The sequence below is a fragment of the Protaetiibacter mangrovi genome (assembly GCF_024752305.1).
In the GTDB taxonomy this organism is placed as follows: domain Bacteria; phylum Actinomycetota; class Actinomycetes; order Actinomycetales; family Microbacteriaceae; genus Homoserinibacter; species Homoserinibacter mangrovi.
On sequence record NZ_JANTHX010000001.1, the window covers coordinates 1 to 12,514 of the forward strand.

The 12,514-nt window shown below is 71.2% G+C and carries 11 protein-coding genes and 1 pseudogene; 1 reads left to right on the forward strand and 11 read right to left on the reverse strand.

Annotated elements, in window-relative coordinates:
• From NUH29_RS00005 to hisD, 3 genes and pseudogenes are all read right to left on the reverse strand, one after another.
• A pseudogene (locus tag NUH29_RS00005) lies at positions 1–319 on the reverse strand (quinone-dependent dihydroorotate dehydrogenase); the annotation flags it as partial.
• 13 nt (positions 320–332) lie between these two features.
• On the reverse strand, positions 333–821 hold the full coding sequence (gene nrdR / locus NUH29_RS00010) for a transcriptional regulator NrdR (RefSeq protein ID WP_258796813.1): 489 nt from the start codon (positions 819–821) through the stop codon (positions 333–335).
• A gap of 153 nt (positions 822–974) precedes the next feature.
• The gene (hisD, locus tag NUH29_RS00015) at positions 975–2,279 is read right to left on the reverse strand and encodes a histidinol dehydrogenase (RefSeq protein WP_258796814.1); all 1,305 of its coding nucleotides are present in this window, start codon (positions 2,277–2,279) and stop codon (positions 975–977) included.
• 60 nt (positions 2,280–2,339) lie between these two features.
• On the opposite strand from hisD, the gene NUH29_RS00020 reads away from it, so the two are divergent.
• Entirely contained in the window at positions 2,340–2,858 is a 519-nt protein-coding gene (locus tag NUH29_RS00020; RefSeq protein ID WP_258796815.1) for a flavin reductase family protein, read from the forward strand.
• A 15-nt stretch (positions 2,859–2,873) separates the two neighbouring features.
• On the opposite strand, the gene dnaE is transcribed toward NUH29_RS00020, so the two are convergent.
• The 8 genes from dnaE to NUH29_RS00060 form a co-directional block, all read right to left on the reverse strand.
• The gene (gene dnaE / locus NUH29_RS00025) at positions 2,874–6,335 is read right to left on the reverse strand and encodes a DNA polymerase III subunit alpha (RefSeq protein WP_373317414.1); all 3,462 of its coding nucleotides are present in this window, start codon (positions 6,333–6,335) and stop codon (positions 2,874–2,876) included.
• Between the two features lie 80 nt (positions 6,336–6,415).
• The gene (locus NUH29_RS00030) at positions 6,416–7,333 is read right to left on the reverse strand and encodes an RluA family pseudouridine synthase (RefSeq protein WP_258796817.1); all 918 of its coding nucleotides are present in this window, start codon (positions 7,331–7,333) and stop codon (positions 6,416–6,418) included.
• Positions 7,333–7,860, reverse strand: coding sequence for a signal peptidase II (lspA, locus tag NUH29_RS00035; RefSeq protein ID WP_258796818.1), 528 nt, complete (start codon positions 7,858–7,860; stop codon positions 7,333–7,335). The genes NUH29_RS00030 and lspA overlap by 1 nt, the downstream gene beginning before the upstream one ends.
• Before the next feature lie 37 nt (positions 7,861–7,897).
• On the reverse strand, positions 7,898–8,878 hold the full coding sequence (locus tag NUH29_RS14550; RefSeq protein WP_308445729.1) for a DivIVA domain-containing protein: 981 nt from the start codon (positions 8,876–8,878) through the stop codon (positions 7,898–7,900).
• Between the two features lie 162 nt (positions 8,879–9,040).
• Positions 9,041–9,511 carry a cell division protein SepF gene (locus NUH29_RS00045; RefSeq protein WP_258796819.1) on the reverse strand — a complete coding sequence of 157 codons (471 nt, stop codon included), beginning with the start codon at positions 9,509–9,511 and terminating at the stop codon, positions 9,041–9,043.
• 36 nt (positions 9,512–9,547) lie between these two features.
• Positions 9,548–10,231 carry a YggS family pyridoxal phosphate-dependent enzyme gene (locus NUH29_RS00050; RefSeq protein WP_258796820.1) on the reverse strand — a complete coding sequence of 228 codons (684 nt, stop codon included), beginning with the start codon at positions 10,229–10,231 and terminating at the stop codon, positions 9,548–9,550.
• A gap of 3 nt (positions 10,232–10,234) precedes the next feature.
• Complete coding sequence (ftsZ, locus tag NUH29_RS00055) at positions 10,235–11,383, reverse strand: cell division protein FtsZ (RefSeq protein WP_258796821.1); 1,149 nt, start codon at positions 11,381–11,383, stop codon at positions 10,235–10,237.
• A 158-nt stretch (positions 11,384–11,541) separates the two neighbouring features.
• The gene (locus NUH29_RS00060) at positions 11,542–12,513 is read right to left on the reverse strand and encodes an FtsQ-type POTRA domain-containing protein (RefSeq protein WP_258796822.1); all 972 of its coding nucleotides are present in this window, start codon (positions 12,511–12,513) and stop codon (positions 11,542–11,544) included.
• Position 12,514: the final 1 nt, after the last annotated feature.

Sequence of the window (12,514 nt, forward strand, 5' to 3'; positions counted from 1 at the left end):
TCAAGCGGAACAGCCGCGGCTTCGGGTTGCCGGGCTGCGGCCGCGCCGTGATCGTGCCGACCTCCACGTGGCCGAAGCCGAGCGCGCCGAGACCGGGGATGCCGAGCGCCTCCTTGTCGAACCCGGCCGCCAGGCCGAACGGCGACGGGAACTCCAGCCCGAGGGTGCGCACCGCGAGGGACCCGTCCGGGCGGGTCAGCGCCCGAGCGAGGGTGCGCAGCACCGGCCATCCGAGCATGCGGATGACGACGAACGCGAGGTGGTGGGCGGTCTCGGGGTCGAAGCGCGACAGGACGAGCCGGAAGAGGAGTCGGTACATGCCGCGCTCCAGGCTACTGGAGCGCGGCGCCCTCGCCCTCCGTGTCGTGTTCGGGGGCGTGCGCGACACGCAGCAGCGTGATCGCGGCCTCGAAGTCCTCGAGCGAGTCGAAGCCCTGGTAGACGCTCGCGAAGCGCAGGTAGGCGACCTCGTCGAGCTCCCGCAGCGGCGGCAGGATGGCGAGCCCGATGTCGTTGGCGTCGATCTGCGCCACGCCCGTCGCCCGGATGGTCTCCTCGACGCGCTGCGCGAGGAGCGCGAGGTCGGCATCGCTCACGGGGCGCCCCTGGCAGGCCTTCCGCACGCCCGACACGATCTTCTCGCGACTGAACGGCTCGACGATGCCGGAGCGCTTGATCACGTTGAGGCTCGCGGTCTCGGTCGTCGAGAACCGCCGCCCGCACTCGGGGCACTGGCGGCGTCGCCGGATCGACAAGCCGTCATCGCTCGTCCGCGAGTCGATGACCCGGCTGTCGGGGTGACGGCAGAAGGGGCAGAACATCCCGCTCAGGATACCCGCGGCGGCCGCGAGACGCGTGGTCGGTTCACTCGAAGCGACGCTGTACGGCGTCGCCGTGCGCGCTGGAGCTCGAAGCGAAGGCCATTTCTGGCCTTCGCCGCGACGCCAGCGCCGACGCCCGTCCGGGGCGTCGGTTCACTCGAAGCGACGCTGTACGGCGTCGCCGTGAGCCGGCAGCTGCTCCGCGTCGCTGAAGGCGCGGATGCGGTCGGCCACCTCCGCGAGGCCCTCGCGCCCGTATCGCACCACCTGCTGCGGGCGGAGGAAGGTCGCCGCCCCGAGGCCCGAGGAGAACCGCGCCTGTCCACCGGTGGGCAGCACGTGGTTCGACCCGGCGAGGTAGTCGCCAAGGCTCACGGGCGAGTACTCGCCCAGGAAGACGGCGCCGGCGGCGTCGATCCGCGCGAGCAGCGCATCCGGGTCGGCGGTCAGCAGCTCGAGGTGCTCCGGGCCGTAGAGGTTGCTGAACTCGGCGGCGGCGGGCAGGTCGTCGACGAGCACGATCGCCGACTGCGGTCCGTCGAGCGCGGCGGCGGCACGGTCGCGGTGCGCGGTCGCGGCGAGCTGGGGCTCGAGTGCGGCGGCGACGCGCACGGCCAGCTCGGGGGCGTCGGTGACGAGGATAGCGGCGGCGAGCTCGTCGTGCTCCGCCTGGCTCAGCAGGTCGGCCGCGACGAGGACCGGGTCGGCCTCCGCGTCGGCGATGACCAGGATCTCGGTGGGACCCGCCTCGGCGTCGATGCCGACGACGCCGCGCACGAGGCGCTTCGCCGCGGCGACGTAGACGTTGCCGGGCCCCGTGACGATGTCGACGGGGTCGAGCCCCGCGTCGGGCACGCCGTAGGCGAGTGCGCCGATGGCGCCCGCACCGCCCATCGCGAACACGTCGGAGACGCCGAGCAGCCCCGCCACGGCGAGGATGGTCGGGTGGACGGACCCGCCGTGCTCCGCCTGCGCAGGCGAGGCGATGACGACCGAGCCGACGCCCGCGACCTGCGCGGGGACCACGTTCATGATGACGCTGGACGGGTAGACCGCCTTGCCGCCCGGCACGTAGAAGCCGGCGCGCGCCACGGGCTGCCAGCGCTGCTCGACGCGCGCGCCGGGGCCGAGTTCGGTGACGGCGGGCGGCGGCACCTGAGCCGCGGAGGCGCGGCGCACCCGGGTGATCGCCTCCTCGACGGCGGCGCGCACCGCGGGGTCGAGCGCCTCCACGGCCGCCGCGATCGCCTCCGGCTCCACCCGCAGAGCGGTGGGACGCACGCCGTCGAAGCGCTCCGACTGGTCGCGGAGCGCCTCCGATCCGCGCGCACGGACGTCCTCGATGAGGGCGTGGGCGGCCTCGGCAGCGACGGCCACGTCCACACGGGCGCGCGGGATGAGTGCGCCGAGTTCGGCGCGTGTCGGACGGGTTCCACGGAGGTCGAGGGTCTGGATCATCGCGAGACAATGCTAGGGGGCGTGGAATGCGCCGGCCCCGCACGAGGTTGGAACCAGACGATGGAACACGAGAGCACCGCGCACGAACCCCGGATCGTCGACGATCTGTCCGCCTTCAAGCTGGCGTTCCGACGGCTCGCCGCCGGGGTGTCCGTCGTGACGGCGCGCGACCCCGACGGCCACCCGGTCGGCTTCACGGCGACGTCGCTCGCATCGCTCGCCGCCGTGCCTCCCCTCGCGACCTTCAACATGGCGCGGGTGTCGAGCGCCTGGCCGGCGGTCGAGCAGACCGACCACGTCGTGATCCACATCCTCGGCGCGCGCAATCGCGACGTCGCGGCGACGATGGCGGGTGACCACGACCACCGCTTCGACGGAGACCACTGGGCGCCCGGCCCGCTCGGCCTCCCGCTGCTGAAGGACGTGCCCGCCTGGATGCTCGGCCGCATCGTCGGCCGCTACCCGGTGCACGAGAACGCCGTCATCGTGGTGCAGATCGAGGACGGCGGTCTGGGCGCCGAGGACGAGGCGATGCTCTACCACGAGCGCAGCTACCTGCGCCCCGGCGACCCCGCCTAGCGTCCTCCGCCGTCGTCAAACAACGCAGTTCGGGCCGAGGAGGCTCTTCAGCTCGCCGTAGAGGTCGGCCGTGACGGCGACCGGGTAGGGGATCTCGAACAGCCGGGCGGACTCCCCGCGCACCAGCCGCAACCGCACCTCGTTGTCGCCCCGGTGACGGATGAGCACGTCGCCGAGCGCGGAGACCACCTCGGTCGTCGCCCGGTTCTCGGGCACCTGGATGACGAGGGGACCCGAGCCGAGGCTCTGGCCGGTGTCGGGCAGGAACATGCTCTGCGCGTGCAGTCCGATGCCGTCGTCGCGCTGGCTGACGCGCGCACGGATCACGGCGATGGTGTCGCTCTGCAGCCCCGGGGCGAACTCCTGGTAGGTCTTGCCGAGGAACATGACGCTCACCTCGCCGCCGAAGTCCTCGACGGTGACCACGCCGTACGGGTTGCCCGACTGACGCGCGGTGCGGTGCTGGACGCTCGTGAGGAGCCCGGCGACGGTGACGATCTCGCCGTCCTGGATCGACTCCGAGGCGAGCAGCTCGCCGATGCCGATCGACGCGTGCTTGGCGAGCACGACCTCGAGACCGTCGAGCGGATGCTCCGACACGTAGAGGCCCAGCATCTCGCGCTCGAACGCGAGCTTGTCCTTCTTCGACCACTCGGGCCGCTCCGGCACGTGGTCGACGGCCTCGGGCTCGTCCCACAGCGAGTCGAAGTCGAAGCCCACCTGCCCGTTCGCCTCGTTGCGCTTGACGGCGACCGCCGATTCGACCGACTCCTCGTGGATCTCGATGAGCGCGCGACGGGAGGCGCCGAGCGAGTCGAAGGCGCCCGCCTTGATGAGCGACTCGATGGTGCGCTTGTTGAGCGCGGTGAGCGGCACCTTGCGCAGGAAGTCGTGGAAGGAGGTGAACGCGCCCTTCTGCTCGCGCGCCGCCCGCACCTGGTCGACGACGCCGAAGCCGACGTTGCGCACGGCGCCGAGACCGAAGCGGATGTCCTCGCCGACGGCCGCGAAGAAGCCGATCGACTCGTTGACATCCGGCGGCAGCACCTGGATGCCCATGCGCCGGCACTCGTTCAGATACATCGCGAGCTTGTCGCGCGCGTCGCCGACGCTCGTGAGCAGCGCCGCCATGTACTCCGCCGGGTAGTGCGCCTTGAGGTACGCGGTCCAGTAGCTGAGCACCCCGTAGGCGGCCGAGTGCGCCTTGTTGAAGGCGTAGTCCGAGAACGGCAGCAGGATGTCCCAGAGGGTCTTGATCGCGGTGTCGGAGAACCCGCGCTCCTTCATGCCCGCGCTGAAGCCCTCGTACTGCTTGTCGAGCTCGGACTTCTTCTTCTTGCCCATGGCGCGACGCAGGATGTCGGCCTGGCCGAGCGAGAACCCCGCCACCCGCTGGGCGATGGCCATCACCTGCTCCTGGTAGATGATGAGGCCGTAGCTCGTGTCGAGGATGTCCTTCAGCGGCTCGGCGAGCTCGGGGTGGATCGGCGCGATCGCCTGCTGCCCGTTCTTGCGGAGCGCGTAGTTGGTGTGCGAGTTCGCGCCCATGGGACCCGGACGGTACAGCGCGATGACGGCCGAGATGTCCTCGAAGTTGTCGGGCTTCATGAGCCGCAGCAGCGATCGCATCGGGCCGCCGTCGAGCTGGAACACACCCAGGGTGTCGCCGCGCCCGAGCAGGTCGTAGGCCGCGGGGTCGTCGAGCTCGAGCTCCTCGAGCACGGGGCGGAAGCCGCGGTTGGCCTCGATGTTGTCGAGCGCGTCGTCGATGATCGTGAGGTTGCGCAGCCCCAGGAAGTCCATCTTGATGAGGCCGAGGGCCTCGGACGCCGGGTAGTCGAACTGCGTGACGATCTGACCGTCCTGTTCGCGGCGCATGATCGGGATGATGTCGATGAGGGGCTCGCTCGACATGATCACGCCCGCGGCGTGCACGCCCCACTGGCGCTTGAGGCCCTCGAGTCCGCGGGCGGTCTCGAAGACGGTGCGGGCGTCCGCGTCGGTGTCGAGGATCGCCCGGAAGTCGCCCGCCTCCTTGTAGCGCTCGTGGGCGGGGTCGACGATGCCGCCGAGCGGGATGTCCTTGCCCATGATGGCGGGTGGCATCGCCTTGGTCAGCTTCTCGCCCATCGAGAAGGGGAAGCCGAGCACCCGACCGGAGTCCTTGAGCGCCTGCTTCGCCTTGATCGTGCCGTAGGTGACGATCTGGGCGACCCGCTCCTCGCCGTACTTCTCGGTGACGTACCTGATGACCTCGCCGCGCCGACGCTCGTCGAAGTCCACGTCGAAGTCGGGCATCGAGACGCGGTCGGGGTTGAGGAACCGCTCGAAGATGAGGCCGTGCTGCAGGGGGTCGAGGTCGGTGATCTTCATCGCGTAGGCGGCCATCGAGCCGGCACCGGAGCCGCGTCCCGGGCCCACCCGGATGCCGTGGTCCTTCGACCAGTTGATGAAGTCGGCGACGACGAGGAAGTACCCCGGGAAGCCCATCTGGGTGATGACGCCCGTCTCGTACTCGGCCTGCGTGCGGACCTCGGCGGGGATGCCGCCGGGGTAGCGCTCGTGCAGGCCGCGTTCGACCTCCTTGATGAACCAGCTCTCCTCGGTCTCGCCGTCCGGCACCGGGTAGCGGGGCATGTAGTTGGCGGCGGTGTTGAAGGCGACATCGCACCGCTCGGCGATCAGGAGGGTGCTGTCGCACGCCTCGGGGTGATCGCGGAACAGCTCGCGCATCTGCGCGGGGGTCTTCAGGTAGAACTCCTGCGCATCGAACTTGAAGCGCTTCGGGTCGGCGAGCGTCGACCCCGACTGCACGCACAGCAGGATCTCGTGGGCCGAGGAGTCGTGGGCGTGCGTGTAGTGGAGGTCGTTGGTGGCGACGAGCGGGAGGTCGAGATCCTTCGCGAGTCGCACGAGATCGCCCATCACGCGGCGCTCGATGCCGAGTCCGTGGTCCATGAGCTCGACGAAGAAGTTGTCCTTGCCGAAGATGTCGCGGAACTCCGCCGCCGCGTCGCGCGCCGCCTCGTACTGGCCGAGCCGCAGCCGCGTCTGCACCTCGCCGGACGGGCAGCCCGTGGTGGCGATGATCCCGGACGAGTAGGTCTGCAGCAGCTCGCGATCCATGCGCGGCTTGAAGTAGTAGCCCTCGATGGAGGCGAGGCTCGAGAGGCGGAACAGGTTGTGCATGCCGGCGGTGTTCTCGGCCCACATCGTCATGTGCGTGTAGGCGCCGGCGCCCGAGACGTCGTCCTCTCCCCCGTCGCCCCAGCGCACGCGCGTCTTGTCGGTGCGGTGCGTTCCCGGCGTCAGGTACGCCTCCGTGCCGATGATGGGCTTCACGCCGTTGGCGTTCGCCTGCGACCAGAAGTCGAAGGCGCCGAAGTTGTTGCCGTGGTCGGTGACCGCGATCGCCGGCATCCCCTGGGCCGCGACCTCCTTCATGAGGTCGGAGACGCGGGCCGCCCCGTCGAGCATGCTGTATTCGCTGTGCACGTGCAGGTGCACGAAGGAATCGCTGCTCGTCACGCCTTCTCCGTCGGGGTCCGGACTCCAGACTAATCCGCGCGGAGGACGTCGAGCGCGTGCTCGAGGTCGGCGGGGTAGCGTGTCTCGAATTCCACGTGCTCTCCGGTCGCCGGATGCCGGAAGCCGAGCTTCACGGCGTGCAGCCACTGCCGGGTGAGCCCGAGCCGGGACGTGAGCGTCGGGTCGGCTCCGTAGAGCGCGTCGCCGACGCACGGATGCCGCTGCGCGGCCATGTGCACGCGGATCTGATGCGTGCGCCCCGTCTCGAGGTGGATCTCGAGGAGCGTCGCGGAACGCAGCGCCTCGAGCGTGTCGTAGTGGGTGACCGCGTGCTTGCCGTCCGCCGTCACCGCGAACTTCCAGCTCGACCCGGGATGACGTCCGACGGGTGCGTCGATCGTGCCCGAGAAGGGATCGGGATGCCCCTGGACGACGGCGTGGTAGATCTTGTCGACCTCGCGGTCGTGGAAGGCGCGCTTGAGCTCGCTGTAGGCGCGCTCGCTCTTCGCGACGACCATCAGCCCGCTCGTGCCGACGTCGAGCCGGTGCACGATGCCCTGCCGCTCGGCCGAGCCGGAGGTCGCGATCCGGTAGCCTGCCCCCGCGAGGGCGCCCAGCACCGTGGGTCCGTCCCAGCCGGATGCGGGGTGGGCGGCGACGCCCACCGGCTTGTCGATGACGACGATGTCGTCGTCGTCGTGCACGACGTGGAAGTCGGGCACGAGCTGCGGCACGACGGTCGGCTCGAGCCGCGGCGCCCACTCGACCTCGAGCCACCCCGGGCGCACGCGGTCCGACTTGCCGAGCACGGTGCCGTCGAGGCTCACGCCCCCCGCCTCGAGCACCTCCTGCGCGAAGGTGCGCGAGAACCCCATCAGGCGGGCGACCGCCGCGTCCGCGCGGTCTCCGACCAGACCGTCCGGGATCGGCATGCCGCGCCGCTCCATCACACCTCCGAGGTCGGCTTCGGGATCTGCTCGATGGTGTCCTGGGCCTTGGTGCCGTCGAGGCGCACGCCGCGCAGGGTCAGGAGCAGGAAGAGGCCCATCGCCGTGCAGATCGCCACGTCGGCGACGTTGAAGATCGCGGGGAAACCCCAGAACTGCAGGAAGTCGATCACGTGCCCCATGCCGAAGCTCGGCTCCCGGAACAGACGGTCCGTCACGTTGCCGAGGGCCCCGCCGAGCAGCAGCCCCAGCATCCACGCCCACGCGGTGGACTTGATCCGCTTGGCGAACACGATGATCGCGACGATGACGCCGACCGCCACGAGCGACAGGATCCAGGTGAAGCCGCTCGCGAGCGAGAAGGCGGCACCCGAGTTCTTCACGAAATGCAGCTGGAAGAACTCCCCCAGCACCGGGACGATCTGCCCGACCTCGAGATTGCTCACGACGAGGTACTTCGCGAGCTGGTCGACGGCCAGGATGCCGGCAGCCACCACCCCGAGCAGCACGAGGGCGCGCACGCTCACGCGCGCACGCCCCGTGTCGCTCGGCGCGGGCTGCGGCTCAGTTGCCGCCAAGGCCCGGGAAATCGTTGGTGCGCTGCGAGTAGGCGGGGTACTCGGGCTGCTGCGAGCTCTGCTCCGGCTGCGCGGCCGGGTACTCGCCCGTCACCTGCGGCGCCGGGAAGCCGGCGTAGGCGGGCGGGGCGGACGCGGTGGCCGGCTGGGGCGCGGGCGCCTGGCCGTACTCGCCGAATGACGGCGACCCGAAGTCCTGCGCGGGCTGCTCGACGACCGGCGAGTCGTAGACCGGTGCGGCGGACGGGGTCGGCGCGTCGTACGCCGGAGCGGCGACGGCCGGAGCGTCGTAGGCGGGCGGCGCCGAACCGAACGCGGGCTGCTGGGACGGGGCGGAGATCGGCGCGGCCGCCTCCAGCTCGTGCAGCTGACCCTCGATGTAGCCCTTGAGCTTCTCGCGGTACTCCGACTCGAAGATCCGCAGCTCCTCGACGCGCCGCTCGAGCCCCGTCTTCTCGGCCTCGAGCGCCTCGATGGCGGTGCGCTGCTGGGTCTCGGCATCCGAGACGAGGCGCGCGGCGGTCGCGTGGCCCTCGGCGATGAGCTGATCGCGCTTCTCCATGCCCTCGCGGACGTGCTCCTCGTGGAGGCGACGCGCGAGCTGGAGCAGGTTGTTGGTGTTGCTCTGGTCCATCGAGGCGTCCTGCCCGGCGAGCTCGGGCGCGGCCGACGGGGTGGGGACGGGGACGGGGGCGGGCACCGGGGCGGGTGCGGGAGCGGCCGCGGCGGGAGCGGCGGCCGGTGCCGGCGCGGACACCGGGGCCTGGCTGGCGGAGCGCTGGAGCTCGCTGATGCGGGAGTCGGCGGCGACCAGTCGCTGGCGCAGCTCCTCGTTCTCCTGGTTCAGGCGACGCAGCTCCACGACGACCTCGTCGAGGAAGTCGTCGACCTCGTCCTGGTCGTATCCCTCGCGGAACTTCGTCGGGTTGAAACGCTTGTTGACGACATCTTCCGGCGTCAGAGCCATGACCGCACCTCGATTGCTTTCCTCATCCGGTTCCCGAATCCCTCAACCGTAGCAAGGTTCATGCCTCGCTTGAGAGTCGCGCGAGGACCAGGGTACCGCGGCGCGGCTGAGAACGGGCTGCCCCCCGTTCGGTTGCCAGTGTGGCTGGCGTGACTGGTGTGATCAGCGCTCGGCGAAGAAGCCGGCGTCGACCTCGGACTCCGCCTCGGCCTGCTCGCCGCTCACGGCGACGTGCTCGGGCGAGAGGAGGAACACCTTGCTGGTGACGCGCTCGATCTTGCCGTAGAGGCCCATCGAGAGGCCGCTCGCGAAGTCGATCAGGCGACGCGCCTCGGGCTCGCTCATCTGCGAGAGGTTGATGATCACGGGGATGCCCTCGCGGAAGCTCTCGGCGATCGGCTGGGCGTCCTTGTAGTGGCGCGGGTGCACCGTGAGGATCTCGTTCATGCCTGCGGGGGCCGTGCGCGGCGCGTTCGCCCGGCGGAGCGGGGTGACGGGCGCGGGCCGGTTGTGGGTGGACGCGGCGGCGCTCTGCGAGACCGGCGCGGGGGCGGCCGCGAGCTCGGCGGCCTCGTCGTAGTCCTCGTCGGCGAGGCCCAGGTAGACCATCGTCTTGCGCAGCGGGTTCGCCATGACATCCTCCGGATCGTGCGGTTCCTGAACCCGAGATTAACCTCGGTCCGGGCGCTTTCCCGTGATTGCCGTGCCGATGCGGAGGTGTGTCGCGCCCTCGAGGATCGCCTCGGCGAAGTCGCCCGACATCCCCGCCGAGATCCTGTCGGCCCCCGGTGCGATCGCGCGCACGCGCTCCGAGACCGCCCGCAGGCGCGCGAACGCGGGCCGCGGCTGCTCGCCGAGCGGGGCGACCCCCATGACCCCGACCAGCTCGAGGCCCGGCGCCGCGAGCACCCGCTCGGCCAGACGCTCGGCGTCTGCCGGTGCGACGCCGCCGCGCCCCGGCTCGCCCGAGAGGTCGATCTCGAGGAAGACGTCGAGCGCGGCGGCGTCGGGGTCGGAGAGGGCGTCGACGAGCGAATCCCGGTCCACCGAGTGCACCGCTCGGGCGTAGCGCCGCACGGCGCGCGCCTTGTTGCTCTGGAGCTGTCCCACGAAATGCCAGTTCAGCGCGAGATCGGCCGTCTCGGCCGCCTTCGCCTGGGCCTCCTGGTGCCGGTTCTCGCCGACATCGCGTACGCCGAGAGCCGCCAGCTCCCGCACCAGCGACGCCGGATGGAACTTCGTGACGACGATGCGGGTGAGCTCTCCGGGATCCCGATCGGCGGCACGCGCCGCGTCCGCGATGGCGGCGTCGACCGCCGCGAGCCGTTCGGCGAGCGGTGCGTCGGCGCCCATCGGCTACTTGAGGAAGTCGGGGATGTCGAGGTCGCCGTCGTCGTCGAAGTCGTCGAGAGACGCGACCACGGGGACCTCCGGCTCACGCGCCCATCCCTCCGAGGGCGACGGCTCGTCACCCTCGGCCGCGGCGGCGACCGCCACCGGCACGGGCGCCTCGACGAAGTTGCTGCGCTTCTCGGTGTGCACGGGGCGGGAGCTCGGCTCTCCGCCGTCGAAGCCCGCCGCGATCACGGTGACGCGCACCTCGTCGCCGAGGGTGTCGTCGATCACCGCGCCGAAGATGATGTTCGCCTCCGGATGCACGGCCTCCTGCACGAGGCGCGCGGCGTCGTTGATCTCGAAGATGCCGAGGTTCGACCCGCCCTGGATCGACAGGAGCACTCCGTGCGCGCCGTCGATCGATGCCTCGAGCAGCGGGCTCGCGACCGCGAGCTCGGCCGCCTTGATGGCGCGGTCCGCTCCGCGGCTCGCGCCGATGCCCATGAGCGCGGAGCCCGCGCCCTGCATGACCGACTTGACGTCGGCGAAGTCGAGGTTGATGAGGCCCGGCGTCGTGATGAGGTCGGTGATGCCCTGGACGCCCGCGAGGAGCACCTGGTCGGCGGTCGAGAACGCCTCGAGCATCGAGATGCCCCGGTCGCTGATCTCGAGCAGCCGGTCGTTGGGGACGACGATGAGGGTGTCGACCTCGTTCTTGAGGGTCGCGACACCGATCTCGGCCTGCGCCTGCCGGCGCTTGCCCTCGAAGCCGAAGGGCTTGGTCACGACGCCGATCGTGAGGGCGCCGATCGACTTGGCGATGCGGGCCACGACTGGCGCTCCGCCGGTGCCGGTGCCACCGCCCTCGCCCGCGGTGACGAAGACCATGTCGGCGCCCGCGAGGGCCTCCTCGATCTCCTCCGCGTGGTCCTCGGCGGCGCGACGGCCGACCTCGGGGTCGGCGCCCGCGCCGAGTCCGCGGGTCAGCTCGCGCCCGACGTCGAGCTTGACGTCCGCGTCGCTCATGAGCAGCGCCTGGGCGTCGGTGTTGATGGCGATGAACTCGACGCCGCGGAGGCCCAGTTCGATCATCCGGTTCACCGCGTTCACGCCACCGCCGCCGATACCGACGACCTTGATGACGGCGAGGTAGTTCTGGTTCGAAGTCACGTCCGGCCTCCTGGAGAAAACCCTCAACCTCTACTTGAAGTTTGGAGTCTTTCTCAGTACTGTTCTGGTGCCCTCACGGTAAGCGCGCGCACTCGCCGCCATCGTGCGACACCCCGCGTGTCGCGAAACGGAGGACGGCTCACGCAGCCGGAGCACCGTCAGTCCTCGTGGAAGACCGCGGTGCCGGGAGCCGACACGTCGTAGCTGCCGGCGCCCGCTCCCCCGTGGATCGCGATGAGCGCCGCCAGCACGCGGGCCTTGTGATCCGAATCCTCGGCGGCACCCCACTCGACGCGCTGGGCGGAGCCCGCCAGGGTGAGGGTGACGTCGTCGCGCGTGGACGCCGAGATGGTGTCGACCTGGCCCCGGAGCGCATCCGGCATCGCGAGCAGCACCTCGGCGACCGAGCGGTACGCGGCCGAATCGACGTCCGCCTCCGCGACCTGGATGAGCGGCAGCCCCGCAGGCCGCTGGGGCACCGAGCCCAGCACGACGCCCGCCGCGTCGACGACGTCGAAGGCCCCACCCGCGACCATCACGCCGACCGGCGCGCGCTCGACCACGTGGATGATGAGGGTCCCGGGCGGCAGGATCTCGGTCGAATAGCTGCGGATGAGCGTGAACGAGCCGAGCTCGTCGCGGAGCGCGTCCTGGTCGAGCAGTGCGAGCGGGGTGCCGAGCTGGCCGTCGACCGCGTCCACGATCCGGGCGGGGTCGAGGCTCGTCGTGCCGTCGACGCGGATGTCGCGCAGCGCGAGCAGCGGCGAGTAGACCGCGCCGATGCTCATCGCCACGAGCGCGACCACCACCCCGATCCCGCCGAGCCAGGCGATGCGACGGCGACGCGCGCGCCGCGTGAACCGCTTGAGCTCGTGCTTCTCGGCGCGCCTGCGGGCGCGCTCCGCCGCGCGGAGCTCGGCATCCGCGACACGGCTGGCCGAGGGGCGCGGCGGGCGCTTCCGCGCGGGGCGCGGCGGCGCGGCGGGGGCCGCAGGCGTCGACGCGCGGGCGGGTTCGGCCGTCGCCGCCTCGCGGCGACGCGCGGCATCCGGACGGGCGGCGCGGGAGCGCGGTGCCGGCCGCTCCGCTGCGGGCGGGGCGGGGGCGTCGAACCCCTCGGGCCGCTTCACG